19 protein-coding genes are annotated in these 21131 nt (G+C 67.7%); 9 read left to right on the top strand and 10 right to left on the bottom strand.

Going from position 1 to position 21131, the window contains the following annotated elements:
- The coding region (locus ON19_RS03905; RefSeq protein WP_157229581.1) for a condensation domain-containing protein at nt 1–2359 on the top strand (2359 nt) is incomplete at its 5' end.
- Nucleotides 2360–2413: 54 nt separating this feature from the next.
- Here the strand turns inward: ON19_RS03905 and dmpG are convergent.
- The 3 genes from dmpG to ON19_RS03920 are packed head-to-tail and all read right to left on the bottom strand — an operon-like array spanning nt 2414 to nt 5246.
- Nucleotides 2414–3439, bottom strand: coding sequence for a 4-hydroxy-2-oxovalerate aldolase (gene dmpG, locus ON19_RS03910; protein ID WP_043686915.1), 1026 nt, complete (start codon nt 3437–3439; stop codon nt 2414–2416).
- The gene (locus tag ON19_RS03915) at nt 3436–4419 is read right to left on the bottom strand and encodes an acetaldehyde dehydrogenase (acetylating) (protein ID WP_043686918.1); all 984 of its coding nucleotides are present in this window, start codon (nt 4417–4419) and stop codon (nt 3436–3438) included. The genes dmpG and ON19_RS03915 overlap by 4 nt, the downstream gene beginning before the upstream one ends.
- Nucleotides 4420–4424: 5 nt before the next feature.
- A complete protein-coding gene (locus tag ON19_RS03920) occupies nt 4425–5246 on the bottom strand; it encodes a 2-keto-4-pentenoate hydratase (protein ID WP_043686922.1) in 822 nt (273 codons plus the stop codon).
- A gap of 141 nt (nt 5247–5387) precedes the next feature.
- Between ON19_RS03920 and ON19_RS03925 the strand changes: the two genes are divergently transcribed.
- Complete coding sequence (locus tag ON19_RS03925; RefSeq protein WP_043686925.1) at nt 5388–6176, top strand: IclR family transcriptional regulator; 789 nt, start codon at nt 5388–5390, stop codon at nt 6174–6176.
- A gap of 442 nt (nt 6177–6618) precedes the next feature.
- The gene (locus ON19_RS03930; RefSeq protein WP_043686928.1) at nt 6619–6885 is read left to right on the top strand and encodes a hypothetical protein; all 267 of its coding nucleotides are present in this window, start codon (nt 6619–6621) and stop codon (nt 6883–6885) included.
- A 669-nt stretch (nt 6886–7554) separates the two neighbouring features.
- Here the strand turns inward: ON19_RS03930 and ON19_RS03935 are convergent.
- From ON19_RS03935 to ON19_RS03960, 6 genes are all read right to left on the bottom strand, one after another.
- Complete coding sequence (locus tag ON19_RS03935; RefSeq protein ID WP_043686932.1) at nt 7555–8589, bottom strand: cytochrome d ubiquinol oxidase subunit II; 1035 nt, start codon at nt 8587–8589, stop codon at nt 7555–7557.
- A gap of 3 nt (nt 8590–8592) precedes the next feature.
- Entirely contained in the window at nt 8593–10014 is a 1422-nt protein-coding gene (locus ON19_RS03940; RefSeq protein WP_043686935.1) for a cytochrome ubiquinol oxidase subunit I, read from the bottom strand.
- Between the two features lie 453 nt (nt 10015–10467).
- The gene (locus ON19_RS03945; protein ID WP_043686939.1) at nt 10468–11040 is read right to left on the bottom strand and encodes a 3'-5' exonuclease; all 573 of its coding nucleotides are present in this window, start codon (nt 11038–11040) and stop codon (nt 10468–10470) included.
- A gap of 76 nt (nt 11041–11116) precedes the next feature.
- Nucleotides 11117–12652, bottom strand: a complete 1536-nt coding sequence (locus tag ON19_RS38675; protein WP_051168503.1) for a pentapeptide repeat-containing protein — start codon at nt 12650–12652, stop codon at nt 11117–11119.
- 293 nt (nt 12653–12945) lie between these two features.
- A complete protein-coding gene (locus ON19_RS03955) occupies nt 12946–14034 on the bottom strand; it encodes an NAD(P)-dependent alcohol dehydrogenase (RefSeq protein WP_174377664.1) in 1089 nt (362 codons plus the stop codon).
- 6 nt (nt 14035–14040) lie between these two features.
- On the bottom strand, nt 14041–14517 hold the full coding sequence (locus tag ON19_RS03960) for a DUF4334 domain-containing protein (protein WP_043686945.1): 477 nt from the start codon (nt 14515–14517) through the stop codon (nt 14041–14043).
- An 84-nt stretch (nt 14518–14601) separates the two neighbouring features.
- On the opposite strand from ON19_RS03960, the gene ON19_RS03965 reads away from it, so the two are divergent.
- From ON19_RS03965 to ON19_RS41630, 4 genes are all read left to right on the top strand, one after another.
- Entirely contained in the window at nt 14602–15183 is a 582-nt protein-coding gene (locus ON19_RS03965; protein WP_043686948.1) for a TetR family transcriptional regulator, read from the top strand.
- 148 nt (nt 15184–15331) lie between these two features.
- Complete coding sequence (locus ON19_RS03970) at nt 15332–17287, top strand: glycoside hydrolase family 15 protein (RefSeq protein WP_083899123.1); 1956 nt, start codon at nt 15332–15334, stop codon at nt 17285–17287.
- A gap of 79 nt (nt 17288–17366) precedes the next feature.
- Nucleotides 17367–17981, top strand: a complete 615-nt coding sequence (locus ON19_RS03975; RefSeq protein ID WP_063709387.1) for an MspA family porin — start codon at nt 17367–17369, stop codon at nt 17979–17981.
- Nucleotides 17972–18316 carry a hypothetical protein gene (locus ON19_RS41630; protein ID WP_157229582.1) on the top strand — a complete coding sequence of 115 codons (345 nt, stop codon included), beginning with the start codon at nt 17972–17974 and terminating at the stop codon, nt 18314–18316. Before ON19_RS03975 ends, ON19_RS41630 begins: the two co-directional genes overlap by 10 nt.
- A 96-nt stretch (nt 18317–18412) precedes the next feature.
- On the opposite strand, the gene ON19_RS03980 is transcribed toward ON19_RS41630, so the two are convergent.
- Nucleotides 18413–18883, bottom strand: a complete 471-nt coding sequence (locus tag ON19_RS03980; RefSeq protein WP_043686954.1) for a DUF6463 family protein — start codon at nt 18881–18883, stop codon at nt 18413–18415.
- An 81-nt stretch (nt 18884–18964) separates the two neighbouring features.
- On the opposite strand from ON19_RS03980, the gene ON19_RS03985 reads away from it, so the two are divergent.
- Both ON19_RS03985 and ON19_RS03990 read left to right on the top strand, forming a co-directional pair.
- The gene (locus ON19_RS03985) at nt 18965–19573 is read left to right on the top strand and encodes a TetR/AcrR family transcriptional regulator (RefSeq protein WP_083899124.1); all 609 of its coding nucleotides are present in this window, start codon (nt 18965–18967) and stop codon (nt 19571–19573) included.
- 340 nt (nt 19574–19913) lie between these two features.
- A complete protein-coding gene (locus ON19_RS03990) occupies nt 19914–21128 on the top strand; it encodes an LLM class flavin-dependent oxidoreductase (RefSeq protein WP_043686957.1) in 1215 nt (404 codons plus the stop codon).
- Nucleotides 21129–21131: the final 3 nt, after the last annotated feature.

The following is a 21131-nucleotide window of genomic DNA, read 5'->3' on the forward strand; positions in this document are numbered from 1 at the left end:
CCTGTCCACGGCAGTGTTCCGGGCACCGAGCTCACCGGTGGAACAGGCGGTAGCCGACGTCTACGCCGGCCTGCTCGGCGCCACCGACATCGGCCTCGACGACGACTTCTTCGCCCTCGGCGGCAACTCGCTGCTGGCCACCCGGGTGGTCGCGCGGATCAACGAAGCACTCGATGCCGATCTGGCCGTGCGGGAATTGTTCGCCGCCCCGACCGTGGCCGCGCTGGCCGCCCGCGTGGTGCCCGGCGCCGGCGGCGGGCGCCGCCCACTACTGGAACGCGCCGAACGCGGCGAACCGATCCCGCTGTCGCTGGCCCAGCAACGCATGTGGGTGCTCAACCAATTCGACCCCGCCTCCCCCGCCTACAACATCCCCATGGCGATCCGGTTGAGCGGCGCACTGGATGTCTCCGCGCTGCGGTATGCGCTGGCCGACGTCCTCGAACGCCACGAATCGCTGCGCACCCGCTACCCCGCCGGCGGACCCGGCGGGCTCCCGTTCCAAGAAATCCTCACCGTCGCCCAAGCCATGCCCGCCGGGCTGGAAGTCACCATCACCGACGACCCGATCACCCGGATCACCGAACTGATGTCCACCGGCTTCGACGTCACCGAACACGTCCCGGTGCGGGCGCTGCTGCTGGAAACCAGCCCCGAAGAACACCTCCTGGCGGTGGTCGCCCACCACATCGCCGCCGACGGCGCCTCCATGGCACCCCTGGCCCGCGACCTGGTCACCGCCTACCTCGCCCGCATCGGCGGCAACTCCCCCCGCTGGGCGCCCCTGGAAGTGCAATACGCCGACTACGCCATCTGGCAACGCCAAGTGATCGGCACCGACGACGACCCCACCTCCGTCGCCGCCCGCCAACTCACCTACTGGCGCAGCCAACTCGACGGACTGTCCGGCGAACTGGAACTGCCCCTCGACCGCCCCCGCCCCGCCGTGGCCAGCATGCGCGGCGCCAACACCGGCTTCGCGGTCTCCCCCGACATCCACCACGCCCTCACCACCCTGGCCCGCGAACACAACTGCACCCTGTTCATGGTCGTCCACGCCGCCCTGGCCGTCCTGCTGGCACGACTGTCCGGCGAGGCGGACGTCGCGATCGGCACCCCCATCGCCGGACGCGGCGAACGCGCCCTCGACGACCTGGTCGGCATGTTCGTCAACACCCTCACCCTGCGCACCCGCGTCGACGCCGCGATGCCGTTCACCGCCCTGGTCGACCGCGCCCGCGAAACCGACCTGGCCGCCTTCGCCAACGCCGACATCCCCTTCGAACGCGTCGTGGAAGTCCTCACCCCCGCCCGCGCCACCACCCACAACCCCCTGTTCGGGGTCGTCCTGTCATTCCAGAACAACGAACAACCCACCCTGCAACTGCCCGGCCTCACCATCACCACCCTCGACACCGGCACCGTCGCCGCCAAATTCGACCTCCAAGTCAACATCCACCCCCACCACCACCCCGACGGCACCCCCGGCGAACTCGACACCATCATTACCTACGCCACCGACCTGTTCGACGAACCCACCATCCACACCCTCGGCCACCGCCTCCAACGCATCCTCACCACCATCGCCACCAACCCCCACACCCTCATCGGCGACATCGACATCCTCGACCAAGCCGAGCGGGAGCTCGTCACCACCACAGCGAAACCCGCCGCCCCGACGCCATCGAGCACAACCGCGGCAACCGCACTGACTCAGGCACTGGTGGCCGCGGTCGAGGACGATCCCGATGCCCCCGCCATCGTGTCCGGCGGCGAGGAGCTGACCTACCACGACCTCGAGACTCGCTCGTCGCGGTTGGCGCGGGTGCTCATCGCGCGCGGCTGCGGACCCGGCGCGGGCGTGGCGGTGCGGCTGGACCGTGGGACCGAAGCGGTCGTCGCCACCTGGGCCGTACTCAAGGCAGGCGCCGCGGTGGTGCCGGTCGACGCACTCGACGCGGCACTGCCGGACGAGCTGGAGATCAAGGTCGGTCTCACGGTGGGCAGCACCCGGTCCAGTGACGCACCCGACTGGCTCGCCCTCGACGACCCCGCCGTGGTCGCCGAGATCGCCGCCGAATCACCCCGCCCGGTCACCTACGCCCACCGCACCGGTGCGTTGCGCGGCGGCGACCCGGCGTTCGTCGGCGCGCGGACTCTCAGCTACGACGATCTCGCCACCGCAGCCGAGGAACTGCGCACCCGCGCCGAACTCACCTACGAGTCCAGCATCCTGCACCAGGGTGACCCGAAATCCTCTGCCACCCTGATCGAACTGGTCGCCTGCGGGACCGTCGGCGCGGCGATCGTCCTGGACGGCGACGGTGAAGTGCTGGAAGACGAATGCGTGACCGGTTGATCGCGCACCGGCATGGAGATCGCGCATCGGATGGGGCGGGTGGGTCGATGTCGTTCAGGCAGTGGCACTGTCGGGGTCGGCGAGCAAGTCGAGGGCGATGTCGACGATGAGGTCCTCTTGCCCGCCGACCAGTCCCCGGCGTCCCACCTCGAGCAGGATCGTCCGCACATCGATGCCGTAGCGCCGCGACGCCGCTTCGGCGTGCCGCAGGAAGGACGAGTAGACCCCGGCATATCCGAGCGTGAGAGTTTCCCGGTCGACGCGCACCGGGCGATCCTGCAGCGGCCGCACCAGATCGTCGGCGGCGTCTTGCAAGGCGAACAGATCACAGTTGTGCTTCCAGCCGTGCAGGTCGGCGACGGCCACGAACGGTTCGATCGGGCAGTTACCCGCTCCGGCGCCGTGCCCGGCGAGCGAGGCGTCGACGCGGGTGACGCCTTCTTCGACCGCGACAACGGAATTGGCCACCGCCAGGGAGAGATTCTCGTGCGCGTGGATGCCGATCTCGGTGCTCGGATCGAGCACCTGGCGGTAGGCGCGGACACGGTCACGGACACCGTCCATGGTCAACCGGCCGCCGGAATCGGTGACGTAGACGCACTGCGCCCCATACGATTCCATCAGCCCGGCTTGTTCTGCCAGGCGAGCCGGTTCGGCCATGTGCGACATCATCAGGAATCCGGAGACGTCCATGCCGAGTTCCCGTGCGGTGGCGATGTGCTGGGCGGACACATCGGCTTCGGTGCAGTGGGTGGCCACCCGCACCGACCGCACGCCCAGCCGGTAGGCCTGCTCCAGTTCTCTGATGGTGCCGATGCCGGGCAACAACAGCGTGGTCAGCCGAGCGTGCGTGAGGTTGGCGGCCGCGGCTTCGATCCATTCCCAGTCGGTGTTACTGCCCGGGCCGTAGTTCAAGCTACCTCCGGCGAGGCCGTCCCCGTGGGCGACTTCGATACCGTCGACCCCCGCGGCGTCGAGCGCCGCCACGATCCGGCCGACGTCCTCGGGAGTGATGCGGTGACGCACCGCGTGCATGCCGTCGCGGAGCGTGACGTCTTGGATGAACAGTTGTCCGGTCATCGGAGAGCTTCCTGTCCTGCCGGTGCGGCGGCGATCGTGTCGGCGATGGATTCGGCGTAGCGCACCGCGGCCGAGGTCATGATGTCGAGGTTGCCCGCGTATGCGGGCAGGTAGTGCGCGGCGCCTTCGACTTCGAGGAATACCGTCACCTGATGGGTCGGCGCGGCCACCGCGCCCGCGCCGAGCAGGGTGTGCACGGGTTGGTCCTGCGGCACGGCGGTGATCTGGACCTGTTGCTTGAGCCGGTAGCCGGGCACGTAGGCGGCCACGTGCGTGACCATTCGCTCGACGGATTCCCGAATCGCGTCGTGGGTGGCCGAATCCGGGGCTGTGACCAGGCACAGCACCGTATCGCGCATGATCAGCGGCGGGTCCGCCGGATTGAGGATGATGACGGCCTTGCCGCGGCGGGCGCCGCCGACCGTTTCGATCGCGTGCGCGGTGGTCTCGGTGAACTCGTCGATATTGGCGCGGGTACCGGGGCCCGCGGATTTCGACGCTATGGACGCGACGATCTCGGCGTAGGGCACAGGGGCGACGCGGGAGATGGCGGCGACGATCGGGATGGTCGCTTGCCCGCCGCAGGTGACCATGTTGACGTTGCGGGCATGCCGGTGTTCGTCGAGGTTCACCGCCGGTACCACGAACGGGCCGAGAGCGGCCGGGGTCAGATCGATCAGGCGCTTACCGAGCGGTTCGAGCAGCGCGGCGTGGGCGGCGTGGGCCTTGGCGGAAGTCGCGTCGAAGACCACGTCGATCTGGTCGAAGTTCGGCAGCTCCAGCAACCCTCGGACGCCGTCGGCCGTGGTCGGGACGCCGAGCCTGCGGGCGCGGGCGAGGCCGTCGGATTCGGGGTCGATGCCGACCATCACGCCCATCTCCAGCACCTCGGAGTGCCGGATCACCTTGATCATCAGATCGGTGCCGATGTTTCCTGATCCGATGACCGCGACTTTGAGCGTGGCGGGGCTGGGATTCATGGGTCTCACTCCTGGATGAAGGTCGCGGTCACCGAGCCGAGGCCGGTGATGTCCGCGGTGACGGTTCCCGGGGCCTCGATCGGGGCCATCGGTCCGAGCGCTCCGGAGAGCACGATCTGGCCTGCCCGCAGCGGCCGGCCGAACTCCCGCGTTGTCCGTGCCAGCCAGGCCAGCGCATGCAGCGGGTCGCCGAGACACGCGGCGCCGGTTCCGGTCGACACCCCGACGCCGTCGATCGCCATCTGCATCCGCACCGAAACGGGGGCGAAGGAATCGAGGGTGCGGCGCTCGGTCCCGAGGACGAACAGGCCGCTGGAAGCGTTGTCGGCGACGGTGTCACCGAACGTGATATCCCAGCCTGCGATGCGGCTGTCGACGATCTCGAGCGCGGCCACGGCATAGTCGACCGCGCCGCGAATCTGCTGCGCGTCGAGCGGGCCATCGGCCAGGTCCTGGGCCAGCACGAACGCGATCTCGGCTTCCACCTTCGGTTGCAGCAGCCTGCTCAGCGGCACGGGCGTGCCCTGCCGGTAGTGCATGTCGTCGAACAACACTCCGAAATCCGGTTGGTCGACGCCGAGCTGCCGCTGCACCGCAGGGGAGGTCAAGCCGATCTTGCGTCCGACGACCTCGGCGCCCGCCGCGATGCGCTCGACGGTCAGCCGCTCCTGCACCGCGTACGCGGCGGCCACGTCGTCGGCGCCGATCAGATCGCGTACCGGGGCGCACGGCGTGCCGGAGCGGGCGGCGGCGCTGAGCAGGTCGGCGGCAAGCGCGGTGGCGTCTGCTGCCGCGGCGCGTCGGTCGAGGCCGGAAGGTGTTGGCATATGCAGTCCCGAGATTCGTGAGGAGGGGCGAGGCAGTGGTCTCACTGTCGCCGCGGGTGGGAGGGGCCCGCCAGCATTACGTTCCACTGAGTCGAACGCTGCCGGTAGAGTTGGTGCGGACCGAAAGGGTGGAGGCCGACGATGTCAGCTGCGTCCACAGGTCGTCCGGTAGACGGTTCGACCGTGCTGGGAAAGATCATGGCGGTGCTCGAGGCGTTCGCGATCGATGACAGCGCGTTGAGTCTGGCCGAGCTCGGGCGGCGGACCCGCATCCCGAAGGGCACCTTGCACCGGGTCCTCGCCGACATGGTGGCGGTGCGACTGCTGGACCGGACCGAGGCCGGGTATCGGCTCGGGGGACACCTGTTCGAACTGGGAATGCGCGCGTCGGTCGAGCGGAGTTTGCTCGAGGTGGCCATCCCGTTCCTGGAGGAGCTGAACGCGCGTATCCACGAGACCGTGCATCTGGGCGTTCTCGACGGCACGGATGTCGTGTACCTGACGAAGATCGGCGGACGCAGGCAGGCCAGCGCCCCGTCCCGGATCGGGGGCCGGATGCCGGTGCACTGCACGGCAATCGGCAAGGTGCTGCTGGCCAACGCCGATGCCGCGCTCCGTGACCAGGTACTGGCCGGACCGCTCCGTCGCTACACCCCGCGCACGATGATCCTACCGGGCACGCTGCGCAACCAGCTCGATCGGATCGCGGCCGAAGGCGTGGCGTTCGAATTCGAGGAATCGACTCGCGGTCTGGTGTGCGTGGCCGCCCCCGTCCGCGACGCGGACCGGGTAGTGGCCGCGATCAGCGTGGCAGGCCCGTCCCACCGGTTCCACCCCGACGCCCACGCGGCGTCGGTCCGCGCGGCCGCCGACGGGATCGGACTCACCCTCACCCGGCGGGCCCGGCTGCTCACCACACCCACCGCCTGAAACCGTCGGGTATCCGTCGCGGAATCTTTGCCCGCATCGCGCGACGCTCGCAAGAAAGCCCCCACAGGCAGGGACAAGCACGACAGCACTCTAGTTCGCTAGGGGTTCCCAGAAGGTATATCCTTCTGTTACATTACCGATGCGGAGCCTATATAAACGGGTTTGCTCCTGGTCCGAACGACAACGCTGTCACCGGACATCCGCCCCGACAATGACGTCGGAGGTCGACAACGACGTCGGCCATGCAATGGACGCACACCCGCCGGATACCGTTTCAGCCCGTCCTCCGTGGCATCGCTCGCGAACAGTTCGGTCGACACCGGGTCATCGGAAAGCCGCACCGATGTCCCGGTCGTGTCGGGCTGCGCGGCACGGAAAGGGCTGGAACAATCCTGGGCGACCGCCGACCCGATCGGATATTGAGCCAGAGGAACCCATCGACATGCCGATCAACTTCTTGAGCGGGCTCGATTTGATCGCCGCGCTCGACGTGCGCAATGTCGAAGCCCATCTCGCCGATGCCGTCGAGGGCTGCACTGCGTGCGCCACCACCTCCCGGCCGGGAGCCGGGTGCCCGGCAGGCATCGCCGCCCGGATCCGCACCGACGCCGCGGTGGGCACGGCACCGTCTTCGCTGACGGCGATCGAGATCATCGACAAACTCCTCGCGCTGCGCCGGTCACCGGAACCCGAAGGTTCCGGCGCGTAACGCGCGTACACAGCCCGTCTCGCCGGGACTGAACACCATAACGCCGCAGCCCCAACAGCTCATCGAGGCACTGCGCAGGCCCGATGCTCGGCGCGCACCGAAGCGCACATCGCCGAGAGCACCGACTACGTGATCGAGATGCTCGAGAAGCGTGACCTGTGGCCCAGGAGGGGTGGCAGCGTGAATCCCGCGACCGGTCGGACCGCACGCCTCGGTGTGTCGTACTCCACGCCTGTGCAGCGCACCGCAACTGGGAGGGCTGGGGTCAACCGGATGTCGCGGCCTGGTTTCAGGGGAATCGGTGACCCATCACATCCGCCCACCATGCGCTCGTAGAGCTGGACTCCGGCCAGATGATCCGGTCCGGGTCTTCGTCGTCGGTGATGGGCACGTTCGCTTCCTCGATCACAATGCATTCCTCTGCGCCGTACATCCTCGAGAAGAGGCACCTCGTTCTCGTGCGGCGCGATCTATGTCGCGCCGTCGTTCGAGCGGCAGGGGCGCCCCGATGGGTACCGGCACGACCGCGCTGTCGAGCCGATACGTGCGGCGTATACCACGCACGACCGCAAACAAACCGTTCTTTCGGTACTCACTTCGCGGATCTACCGGGCGCTTCTCGGTCGCGCACCTCCGTGTGCGTCCGGACGCGCGGCCGCTCGGCTGTGTCTACGCCTGCTCCGGCGACTCGACGGAGACCGGCTCGTCGCGGACCCACGCATCGGTCTGGGTGAGCCAGAACAGGTAGGCCAGAGCGGGTAGCACGGTGACCGCGGCGACGGCGACGACGGCGAGCAGTCCGAGCAGGGTCGCTCGTGCGCCCGCGGCATCGGCGATGAGCATCTGGTCGACGAGGATCCACGGCGTCTGCGCCACCGCCCACCCGATGACGATCGCGGCGACCGCGGCCGCCGCGGGGACCCGCGCCCACCCGTAGCGGCGACGGTAGACCAGGACCAGGGTGAGCACGCCCGCGGCGGCCGAGAGCGCGATCAGGGGCAGAGCGCGCCCGAGAAGTCCGGCACCGAGGGTCGGTGCGTCGTGCCGGATCGGCGCGATCGCCGCGATCGCGACCGCACCGGTCACGCCGCCGACGACCAGCGTGCGGGAACGCAGGTAGTCGGCGAGTGCGTGGTCACCCGAACGCGCGGCGTCGGCGGTGAGGAAGACCCCGGCCAGGAAGGCGGACGTTCCCACGGCCAATGTGCCGCCCAGAAGGGAGGTCGGATTCAGCCACGACCGCACCACGTCGCCGTAACCCTCGGCGGGCACCCGGCCGGAGGCGATCGCGCCGACGGCGGTCCCGAAGAAGAACGGCGTGATGAGCGACGCACCAGCGAACAACGCGCCGAACAGGCGCGCCTGGCCCAGTGTCGCGGAGTACTTGCGGAACGCGAAGTTCGCCCCGCGCAACACGATTCCGAGCAGAGCCAGACTCATCGGAATGAACAGGGTGGTCATGACGGCCGCGAACACCGTCGGGTAGGCCGTCCAGAGGAACACCAGGATGTAGATCAGCCAGACGTGATTGGCTTCCCACACCGGGCCGATGCTGTGGTCGATGAGCACCCGCAGGCGGCTGCCGCGCCGGGGGCCGCCCGCGGTCAGATCCCAGAAGCCGGAGCCGAAGTCCGCGCCACCGAACAGCGCGTACAGCACCACCCCGGTGAACATCGCCGTCGCGACCACGTCCGAGAGATCCATCGGTCACGGCTTTCCGACGCTGCGGGCGCGCTGCGCCTGGTCGACCGGCGATGCTCCGGGCCCATAGGGGGCGGTGATGGTCGCGGCTCCGGCGCGCCAGCGGCGGGCCATGGAACGCAGGACGACGATCGCACCCACCGTCATCCCGACATACACCAGCAACACGCTGATATAGCTCCACCACAGGCCGCCGCTCGAGCTGGCGGCGTCGGTAGTGCGCAGCACCTGCCACACCGTCCACGGCTGGCGTCCCACCTCGGTGGCGATCCAGCCGCATTCGAGCGCGAGAACCGCCAAGGGCCCGGCGGCTACCGCCGCCCACAGGAACCAGCGCGAGTCCAGTAGGTCGCGTCGCCGCCAGCGCAGCAACCAGAACACGAGCACCATGAGCGCGAGCAGGGTGCCGATGACGACCATCGTCTGGAAGGCGAGGTGGGTGATGTTGACCGGTGGCCGATCCCCGAGGGGGACCGAGTCCAAACCGGGTACAGGGGCGGTCAGCGAGTTGCGGGCGATGATGGACCCCAGGCGGGGAATCTCGAGCGCTCCCCTGATCTCACCGTCGACCAGTACGCCGCCCAGCCGCAGCGGGGCAGGCCCTTCGGTGGTGGTGGCCAGTTCGAACGCGGCCAACTTCGCCGGTTGCGTATCGTGCACCCGCATTCCGAGAACGTGCCCGATGAGAGGTTGTGCGAGGGCGGCGACCGTAGCGAAGACGAAGGGGACCGTGAAACCCAGCCGATGGTGGTCATCGCGCCGTCCCCGCAGCAGACCGGCCGCGTAGACACCGGCCACCAGGAATCCGACGAGCATGAACGCCCCGACCCACATGTGCGCGAACTGCAGGTAGACGCCGTCGTTGAACATCGCCCGCCACGGATCGACATCGGTCACCTCGCCGTCGACGAGCCGGAATCCGGTCGGATTGTTCATCCACGCGTTGACGCTGATCACACAGAACGTGCCGACCACCCCCGCGACGCCCATCGGGACGAGCATCGCGAGGTGTCGGCGCGGCGGCATGCGACCCCATCCGTAGAGGTAGATGCCCAGGAAGATCGCTTCGATGAAGAAGGAAAGCCCTTCGAAGGCGAACGGCAAGCCCAGCACGTCGCCGTAGCGGCCCATCAGCCCCGGCCACAGCAAGCCCATTTCGAAACTGAGCACCGTTCCGGAGACCGCGCCGATGGCGAACAGGATCGCCGATACCGTCGCCCACCGCTTGGCCAGCCCCAGCGCGACGGGGTCGTCGCGGACGATGCCACGACGATGCACGACGTAGATCATGGCGGGAAACGCCACCCCGAAACAGGCCAGCACGATGTGCCAACCCAGTGAGAATGCCATCTGCTGGCGCGCGGGCAGCAGACCGGGCGGCTCCGCTGCCGACGCTTGGTAGAGCGCGACGAGCGTGCTCGACACCATGCCGGCCCCTTCCCACGGTCTCGGGAGCCGGATGCCTGCGCACTCCGGCCTTTCGCGTGGTATCCCCCATTTGCACCGCACCAACCAGGCAAGTCGCCCAGGATCAGGCATCGGCCGGTCGCGCCCAGCGGTCCCGGTCGTGGGCAAGATCAGGCGTCGTCGTATACGGGCGACCCCACATGTGCGGCCGCGGTATGCCCACCCGAACACATGCTGCCCCTCGGCTGCGCCGTCCGGATTCCGACCGGTCGGGTCCGGAGGGCCGGAATCCCCGGCCCGCCCGACCGGCGGATCGTTCTATCTCGGGCCGCCGAACCGGGGATAGCCACGGGCGTCGACCGGGACGTCTGCGCCGAGACCATCGACGTCGCCACCACGATTGCCGGGCACCTACGGCGATCGATCCGACACTTTGCCCCATCACGTCCTGCGGTACCGAAGCAGTCCGGCGCGTCAGGCCCCCGAAGTGATGCGCCAAGCGTTGCGTTCGCGGATGTTCAGGATGAGACCGGCGATATTCCACGCGTCGTCCGCACCGCAGTGGTGACGGCCCTCCAAGGGCAGCCCGGCGATGTGCAGCGCTCCGGCCATCCCTTGACGGCGATTCAACCCGTAAGCCTCTGAAAATAGCTGCTTGGCATTGGTATGCCGCTGCCCGAAGGGATATTCGACGCCGGTGGCGGCGCACTGCCGTTCGAGCTGTTTGCGGTCGTAGTCACCCCAGCTCGCCCACGGCCGCAGCCCGGCCGAGTGCTCGCGCGCCAGCAAGCGGCACGCATCGACGAACTCCATGCCGGTGTCGACCTCGGCCTGCGTGAGTCCGGTGAGTTCGGTGCAGAACTCGCTGACCGTCGACCGGGCAGGCCGAACCAGGATACGGTGCTTGCCGATCCGCTCTCCCGCGTCGAAATCGACCACAGTCAATCCGATCTCGATGATCTCACTGACCGCGCCCGCGGGAACCTTCCCCGCCCAGCACGTCGCCTCGACATCGACCACATTCAGCAGTCCGGAAAACCCGTTCACACGCTGAGCGTATGGACCGAAGCATCGGGCTCAAACCGTTTTGGCTCGTGATTCTCAAACACTCTTCCGGCGGCACTCATGGTGTCGCCAGAGCGGGTGGCCACACCGCTGGTTCGATATTCGCGGGCTTCCCTTCGCCGCCTTCGCTCCAGTCGAATTCGGGCGGCGGTGGGCCCCACTGCCGTGGTTCGGTGAAAATGACTCGTTCGGAGCCGAAGTCGACTAGGGCGAAGCTGGTCCGTCCCGCGAACCCAACTTGTGCGAACGAGGCGTTGCCGGTGAAGGTCGCCCCGTGAAACCAGGCGGGCCCGGTGAAGCGCGCACTACGGAACGAGGTGGTTTCGGTGAACGTTGCCCCCCGGAACAATGCTTCGCTGCCGAACGCCGCCTTTTCGAACGAGGAGTCTCCGGTGAAGGTCGCCCCGTAAAACCAGGTATCTCCGGTGAAGGTCGCCCCGCTGAACGAGGCAGCTTTGGTGAAGGTCGCCTCGTGAAACGAGCTGCCACGGCTGAAGGTCGCCCCTTGAAACCAGGCACCGCCGGTAAAGGTCACCCTGTCGAGCCGTGCGTCGCTGGTGAAGGTCGCCCCGCCGAACGCGGCGTCGCCGGCGAAGATCGCCTCGTGGAACCAGGTCCAGGAACTGTTGTCGAAGGAGGCTCCGTGGAACCAGGCGTTGCCGGTGAAGGTCACACTGCGAAACGAGGTGGTTCCGCCGAAAGTTGCCCCGCGGAACAATGCGTCGTTGCTCAACATCGCCTTGTCGAAGGAGGTGTCACTGCTGAACGTCGCCTCGCTGAAGGAGGCGTCGCCGATGAAGATCGCCTCACTGAACGACGTGTCGCCGCTGAACGTCGCCTCACTGAACGACGTGTCGCCGCTGAACGTCGCCTCACTGAACGACGTGTTGCCGTTGAAGGTCGCCTTGTGGAACCACGTGTCGCCGGTAAAGGTCGTCTTGTGGAACCAGGCGGTTCCAGCGAAGGTCGCCCCGCTGAACTGGGCGCCACCGATAAAGGTGGCGTGGTCGAATCGAGCGATGCCAGAGATCGTGACGTTGTCGAAGCCTACGACTTCCAGATGCGCGGTGCGGAAGTCGAAATTGCTGGCCGACCAGGCGTACTCGGACTCAGGCTGCAGATGCTCTGCGATCACACGCACGATGGTCGTGCGGACTTCACGATCGTTCTGCCGATATTCGAAATGTTGTTCGTTCTCGGGGCCGGACCGCTCTCCGGCCGGATATTTGCGGATGTCCTTGGTCTGGTGGTTACCGCCGAGTGCCGGACTGTACGGCAGCCGAAGGTAGCCGCACAACACGTCGATGCATTGCTGGCGGCGAGGGCCGTCGGTTTCGTCGGCAACGCCCGCCATGGCGTACACCCCGGCGATGCGCACCGCAACATCGGTCGCGCCGAGCTGGGCGGCCGCGGCACCGAAGCGTTCCACGAATTTGCTCTGCTCGAGATCGCGTTGCCGCCTGTAAGCGATCACCAATGCGACCACACCACCGACCCCCGCGACAACAGTCAGTGCCACTCGAGTGACGTCGATCCGAGCTGCGCCCTTCGCATCATCGATAGGCGTGATCAATCGCAGAAAGCTGTAGGCCACACACGCCACGATGAGCCCGCCGATTAGGGCGTAGCGGATAGCAGCGAATAAGCTGATTTGCCCCGCGCGGCGACCGAACGCCGACAATCTGGTCTTATTCCTCCGCGTCCAGGGCACAGTGGAACTGGTACGTCTCTGTGCGCCGATAGCGCTCATCCACCCGAGCATCGCTCGATTGTGCTCGAAGCCACGCTGTCGCGTGCGATACTGCGCAGTTTCGCCAACGTCACCGGAGGCGGTATCGTCGCGATGAAACGGCCGAGGCAGATTTAGAGATCTCGACAGTCGGAAGGTCACCAGGTCAGGACGGGTTTGACGACCGTGCCGTCACGCTGCTGGGCGAGCGCAAAATTGATGTCGGTGTGCGGGTATCTGGTGATTAGCCGATCGATCGGGAAGCGGCCGGCGGCATGCAAGTCCAGCAGGTGGGGGATGAAGGTCGCGGGCAACGCGTCGCCTTCGAGGCAACCCCGAATCACTTTGCCGCCCAATACGATGTCGCGCAGGTCGATCGGAGGGACTCCGGCACCGAGACCGACCGCGACCACGGTGCCGCCGATCGCGACTCCGGCGGCCGCCGCGGCGAGCACCTTCGCCGATCCCGTGGTGTCGAGTGCGTGGGTCGCCCCGCCGTCGGTCAGCTTGCGAACCGCGGGCACGATGTCGTCGACCGCCGGATCCAGGGCCGCGGTGGCGCCGAGTTCGCGCGCCAATGCCCGCCGGAACGGTGACGGCTCGATCACGACCACTTCGGCGACCTCGGATGCCAGCGCCGCCAGCACACCGGCCATGCCGACCGCGCCCGCACCGTAGATCGCGACCCGGGCATCCCGGTCCGGCGTCAACACATTGAGCACCGCTCCGGCGCCGGTCAGGAACCCGCAGCCCAACGGAGCCACAACCGCCGGATCGACCTCGGTGTCCACGACCACCGTGTTGTCGACCGTGGTCAATGCGTACGCGGCGAAGCTGGATTGGCCGAAGAACCCGTCCCGCACCGGCGTTCCCGCCACGGTGACCCGGCGCGTCCGGTCCGCCCGGGCGCCGAACTGGTTGAGTTCCACCGCGCGCACGCAATACGCCGGGCGAGCCGCTCGGCAATTCCGGCACGTACCGCAGTGCCGGAAAGTCAGCACGACGCGGTCGCCGGGCCGCACGCCGGTCACCGCCGCGCCGACAGCCTCCACCACTCCGGCGCCCTCGTGCCCGAGCAGCACGGGATGGTCGGCGCCCCCTGCCGCACGGGTGATCAGGTCGGTGTGGCAGATGCCGGTGGCTTGTACCCGCACCAAAATCTCGTCGTCGCGGGGCTCATCGATCTCGACGGCTTCGATGGTGAACGGCGCGGCAGGATCGCGGGAGAGCACCGCGGTGGTGGTCACCATCGCTCAGATCCGCTCGAGTAGGAAGTAGAAGTGCTCACCATCGACCAGCACCACCTCGGGCCGGCCGTTCATGATGCCCATCAGCGTGTTGTCGTCGAGCCATTTGAAGTGGTCGAAGACCGGGCGACTGTCGTAGACCATGGTGGCGGTCACCTCGCCGCGGAATTCGATGTTCCACAGCGTCGCTTCCCCGCCACCGCCGAGTTCGACATTGGAGAACAGCGACCCGTCCTCGGCGCGGCAGATCAACGGCTTCGCATCGAGCAGGCTGTGAAAAGTCTTGCCGTACCAGCGATTCACCGTCAGCGCTTTGCGCAGCGGATGCTCGGTCGGGAACGCCGCCCCCTTCCACTCGCCCAGGACGTCCTCGGCACGCGCGACCGGCAACTCGGCCCACAGCGCATCCAGCTCGGCCGCCGACACCCCGGTCTCCCGCTCGGCGAGATCCCGCCATCCACTCCGTACAGAGCCCATATCCATCCTCGTTCCCGACGCGGTTCCAGAACCTTTTGGTTCGGAAACTCTATATCCGAACCAAAAGGTTCGGCAAGATAGGATGCCGCCATGCGCGCAGCAGGTCAGGCCACCCGGGAACGAATCCTCGTCGCCGCGAAGGCGGAGTTCGCCCGGTACGGCATCGCCGGTGCGCGGATCAACCGGATCGCCGAGGCGGCCAAAGCGAGCAAAGACCGGCTCTACGCGTATTTCGCAGGCAAGGACGAGCTCTATGCCGCGGTCACCGAGGAATGGGTCACCCAAACCACCGACGAAACCGCCCTCGACGCCGCCGACCTGCCCGGTTACGTGGGCAGGCTGTTCGATCACTACATCGCGCACCCCGACAACGCCCGGCTGCAGGCCTGGGCCGAGATCGAACAGACCCACAATCCCGCCGCCGAAGACGCCATCCGCCGCATCATCGCCGGAAAACTCGCCGAGATCCGCCACGGACAGGACCGAGGCTTGATCACGGAGGCGTTCCAGCCCATCACTCTGATCGTCATGTTGACCGATCTCGCCCGCACGGCGGCCATGCACGCCACCCGCACCGACCACCACAACATCACCGAACGCCGTGCCGCCACCGTCCTCGCCGCCCGCCGACTGGTCAGCCCGGACGCACCCCGCACCGAAGACCGTCGCTGACTTCGCCGGGGCTTGCCGACTCCACCCACAAGGTGGTGGGCTAGTAGAGCGTCACATCACCCACGCCCGTAGCGCTCGCAGCGTGAGAGGAAGGCGGTCCAGCAGGTAATCGCGCGGATGCCCGGCCGAAGGCGGGGCCGAGACGACGATGGAGCAACGCATGGACGAGACCGAACGCGCACCGCGGCTCACGGCGTTCCCGCGCATCGATGACTACGGGTTCATCTCCGATTGCGAAGTCACCGCCCTCATCGCCCCGAGCGGAGCCATCGAGTGGATGTGTCTACCGAGGATGGACTCCCCCAGTGTCTTCGCTGCGATCCTCGATCGCTCCGCCGGCTCGTTCCGGTTCGCTCCTGCCGACTTCATGGTGCCCACCGACCGTCGCTACATCCCCGGCACCATGGTCATGGAGACGAGCTGGCGCAGCGGCGACGGGTGGGCGACGGTGCGGGATGTCTTGCTGGTCGGGCCGTGGCGGCACCAGACTCCGGGCCGCAGCGCCCATCGGCGCACCCCCACGGACTACGACGCCGAGCACATCCTGCTGCGGACGGTGCACTGCGAGACCGGCCAGATCCATTTCAATCTCGATTGTCAACCGGCCTTCGACTACGGCAGATATCGCGCGCGTTGGGACTACCTCGCCAGTTATTACCTCGCACAGGCCAGCGCCGACGGGACCGATCTGCAACTGACGTTGAGCACCGACATGCGCTTGGGGCTGGAAGGTACGCATGCGGTCGCCCGCACCCTGCTGAAGACGGGCGACACCCGCTTCTGCGCGCTCTCCTGGGGCACTCGCGACGCCCCCAGCGACGTCGACGAAGCCGACGAGCGCCTGGTGCGCACGATTCATCACTGGCGGCACTGGCTGGCGGGCGGGCGCTTTCCGGACCATCCGTGGACCGCGGAGCTCACCCGCAGCGCCCTGACCCTCAAGGGACTGACCTTCGCACCGACCGGCGCGGTCGCCGCCGCCGCCACCACATCACTGCCCGAAACCCCGGGTGGACAACGCAATTGGGACTATCGCTATTCGTGGATCCGCGACTCCGCCTTCGCGTTGTGGGGCCTGTACACCCTGGGCTTCAGCTGGGAGGCGAACGACTTCTTCTCCTACATCCTCGACTTGACCGAGGAAGCCAGGGACATGCAGATCGTCTACGGCATCGGGGGCGAAACCGACCTCACCGAACACACCCTCCCGCATCTGCGCGGGTACGACAACGCGGGACCGGTGCGCACCGGTAACGACGCGTTCCGGCAACGCCAGCACGACGTGTGGGGTGCGGCGCTGGACGCGGTCTACCTCTACGCACGCCACCAGGACCAAATCGATGCACGCGCCTGGCCGCTGCTGGGCCGCGCGGTCAAGAGCGCCCTCACCTACTGGCGCGAACCAGACCACGGCATCTGGGAGGTTCGCGGGGAACCCCAGCACTTCACTTCCAGCAAAGTCATGTGCTGGGTCGCCGCCGATCGCGGAGCCCGGCTGGCTCGCATCCAGCAGGATTTCGACCGCGCACATCGCTGGCAACAGGCCGCCGACGAAATCCACGCCGACATCTGTGCACATGCGGTCGACTCTCGGCGCGTGTTCACCCAGTACTACGGCAGCACGGCGCTGGACGCTTCGACCCTGCTCATCCCACTGGTTCGTTTCCTGCCGCCGGACGACGACCGGGTACGCAACACCGTGCTGGCCATCGCGGAAGAACTGACCGAAGACGGCCTCGTCTTGCGCTACCGCGTCGGCGAGACCGACGACGGCTGCACCGGGGAGGAAGGCGCTTTCACGATCTGCTCGTTCTGGCTGGTCTCGGCGCTGTCGGAGATCGGCGAGAAGAGACGGGCCAAACAGCTGTGCGAGAAGCTGCTCGGCTACGCAAGCCCCCTCGGCCTGTACGCCGAGGAGATCGATCCCCGAACCGGACGGCACTGGGGCAACTACCCCCAGGCGTTCACCCACCTCGCCCTGATCAACGCCGTGATGCACGTCATCCAAGACGAACAGGCGATCCTGCGGCAGGCGCTCGGCGGTGAGTCGATCGCCCCACGACTCGACGATGCGCCACTGACCCGGGGATACATCCACCGGTGACGAAAACCGCTGGAAACAGTACTATCACGTCCGACTGTTAACAGGACTAAGGATTTCATTGAAGGGCTCGACGATAGCGATGCTAGGCATCGCTGCGACCGCGGCGCTCGGCATGACCAGCGCCCCCGCGACCGCTGACCCGGTAGCGGACAAATCTCGCGTCATCGACACCGAGGACGGCTGGGAGCTGCGGATCAGCAAGACCGCGGAAGACGTCCAACGCGTGCCCAATCTGGCCGCGACCCCGTTCACCCGGGAAGGGTTCGTCACGTTGTCGGCGGCGGCCGATATCAGTGGCGAAGGCCGGGAGGCCGTGAACTCGGGGACGTTACAGCTGGGATACCAGATCGGTTGCCAAGCCGATGTCTCCAACGGCCTCACGGTGGGCCTGTCGGCGGCGATCGGCCCGAACGCCATGGTGACCGTCGCCCCCTCGCCCGGCCTCGCGGTCGGTGGCAGCGCGCTGGCGCTGCCGAACATGTCGACGACCATCAAGCCCGGCACCATCAGCAGCATCACGTTCGGTACGAAAGCGCTCGCGGGCACGCACGGGTCGATCTCCGTCGATCAGATACAGATCAAGATCGATGCGTGTGCCGGCGCGGTCAGCCTGCGTTCGTTCGCGATCGTGTCGATTTCCACGGCCACGGCGGACAATTCGGTCGCCGTCTACGGTGACCCGATATGGCTGTGATCCAGATGCGGGCATGGCGGCGTTGGATCGCACCGGCCGGTGTGTCGATTTCACTGATCGTCGCCGCCGCGACCGCCTCCGCCGAACCCATTGTTCCGGCGGGTCCACCGCCGACCTGCGGAGAGGCGCCGGGCGGGCCCGCATCTCCCGGGTGCGGCACCGACAAGCCCACACCCGGGTCCCGCGGGCCTGCGGCGCCGCCACCAGCTCTGCCGTTGCAGATGCTGGCGCCCCCGCCTGCGCGGTCGGCGCCCAGCACCAATACACCCGCCGGCGCGCTGGTTCCGCCCACGCCCGGGCCGGGCAGCGGCACACCGATCGTGCCGGCCAGGTAGACGAGCCGGGGGCGGCGATCCGCCCCCGCGTGTAACCGCACCCGCAACCGACCCGAGCGCACTTCGCGCGAGGATCATCCGCGCGCGGCGCGCCGCTCAGCGCGTATCGAGCGAATTGCGTTCAGTCGCAGGCGATGTCGACCTCGCCGCACTCGCCGACCGATCGTCCTGCCGCGCTGCCCAGATGATCAGTATCCCGGCGATGACGCCGACGAAGTACGGGGACGGCACCAGAAGGATGCCACCCAGCAAACACCACACCGCCAGGCCCCAGCCGATCCAGGCGGGCACGGCCACCCCGCGGTCGGCCAGGTGCCAGATCAGCAGACCGAGGAGCATCAGCGGCACGGCGAAACTTCCCGGCCCGGCCCAGAAGGTGAGCTTGTTCTGCAGGGACTCCACCGTCGCCGCACCGGAAAGCTCGAGCGGGACCGCAGCCCAGATCCCCCGATCCACCCAGCCGGTGATCTCCTCCCAAGCGCCGAGCGCCAGCAGAAGTAGGTGCCCTGTGCCCAGCACGAGCATGAGGCCGCTTGCCCAGCGGAGCAATCGCTTTGTGGAGTTCATTGTGACCTTCCGGTTCCTCTGCCGCCCCGGCTGTCGCAGTTTCGCCGGGCGCGGTGCCGCTTTTTATACGGTGCCGTACAGTTGATCCGTACGGTACCGTACAAATACGGCGCGATCAATGGAGGTGACCCGATTCCGGCCATACCCCGCACAACACGAGCCCGCTGGATCGAGGCCGGACTCGAAGCCCTGGCCCGGGGAGGGCCCGACGCCGTCCGCGTCGAAACGCTCGCCGCCGAGCTCGGCGTCACGAAGGGAGGGTTCTACGGGCACTTCGACGGCCGTCCCACGGTGCTCGCCGAAATGCTCGACGAATGGGAACGTCGCTGCACGACCGAAGTCATCGCCCAGGCCGACGCCGAGGGCACCGATGCGGCCGACCGGATCCGTCGCGCGGGACGCCTGACCTTCGCGGAGGACCTGCACCGGATCGATCTCGCGGTCCGGGCCTGGGCCCGCCACGACGAGTCCGTCGCCGCTCGCCTGCGGCGTATCGACAACGAACGGATGGCGTTTCTGCGCAGGATGTTCGGGGCTTTCATCACCGACCCCGACGAGATCGAGGCACGCAGCACGCTGACCTTCGCCCTCGCGATCGGCCGCCACTTCATCGCCGCCGACCACCCCGGGTACACCACACGCGAAGCCATCCAGCTCGCCGGAGAACACCTTCTGCGTCCGCCACAGTGAAAGTCTTCCGCAGAGGAGTCGCCCGACGCCCACGGACGGGAACGGCGCTGTCTGCTTCCACGTGACGGTCGGGCTCGGACTCACTACCAGTTCCCGATGGCGAAGGTGTTTCCGATAGCTCGAGCTGATCTCAATCGTTGACGCACCGCGACCGGCAGAGGTGGCGCCGCGCGCTCGACTCGATATACGACCGCAGCCAGGAGTTATCCGTCGCCCGAGAACGGCGTACCGCCCAACCGTCCGAACTCCGCAATCCCCCGGCGAGCCATCGTCGCGCCGCATCGCACCGGTTCGCGCGTTGCACGACACGACATTCGCGCATGCACAGAAACGGGAGACGATGGCACCGAACCCACTGCATCTCGGCGTCGCGCTCGACGGAGCGGGCTGGCATCCGGCCGCGTGGCGGGAGCCGAACTCCCGGCCCGCGGAGCTGTTCAGCCCCGGCTACTGGACCGACCTGGTGCGGATAGCCGAGCGTGGACTGCTCGATTTCGTCAGCATCGACGACAGCCTCCGCATCCCCGGCGGATGGCACGCACAGACCGACGACGCCGTCGACCAGGTGCGGGCCAGGATCGATGCCCACTTGATCGCCGCGCTGGTCGCCCCGGTCACCCGGCACATCGGCCTCATCCCGACCGTGACGACCACGCACACCGAGCCTTTCCACGTCTCCAAGGCGATCGCCACCCTGGATTACACCTCGCGTGGCCGGTCGGGCTGGCAGGCAAGAGTGTCCGGAACCGCCGAGGAGGCAGCCCATTTCGGACGCCGCGAACTGCGCGACCTCACCCCCGGCGAAATCGCGCAGGCGGTCGCGTCCGGCACTTTTCCCGGCCATGTCCGCGACCTGTTCGACGAAGCCGCCGACGCGGTCGAGGTGGTGCGGCGGCTGTGGGACAGCTGGGAGGACGACGCCGAGATCCGTGACGTGGCCACCCGCCGCTTCATCGATCGCGACAAACTGCACTACATCGACTTCGAGGGCCGCTTCTTCAGCGTCCGAGGCCCGTCGATCACACCGCGTCCGCCCCAAGGGCAGCCGGTGGTGGCGGCGCTGGCGCACGCCCCGCTGGTCTACGAATTCGCCGCCCGCGGCGCGGATCTGGTGTTCGTGACGCCACCTCGCGAGACCGGTCCGTCCGCCGTCCTGGAGCAGGTCGCGGCCGCGGCGGCACGAGTGGAGCGCGACGGCGAGCCGCTACGGGTCTTCGCCGATCTGACCGTTTTCCTCGACACCGACCAGGAGACCGGTCCGCAGCGCCTGACGCGGTTGAGCGAAATCGCGGGGAGCGAGTTCGATGCCGACGCGGCAATTTTCGCGGGCAGCGCCGATGAGCTCGCCGAACTGCTCACCGACTGGAGCGGGCAGGGACTCGACGGATTCCGATTGCGGCCCGGTGTAGCGGTCGATGACCTGGTAGCTATCACCGACCGGCTCGTCCCGGCACTGCAACACCGCGGCGTATTCCGCTCCGGCTATCCGGACGGTTCGCTGCGCGCACTGCTCGGTTTGCCCACCGACGTTCCCAACCGTTACGCGACTGCCTGAGCG

Origin of the sequence: Nocardia abscessus NBRC 100374 (assembly GCF_000308455.1) — a bacterium.
Lineage (GTDB): Bacteria > Actinomycetota > Actinomycetes > Mycobacteriales > Mycobacteriaceae > Nocardia > Nocardia abscessus.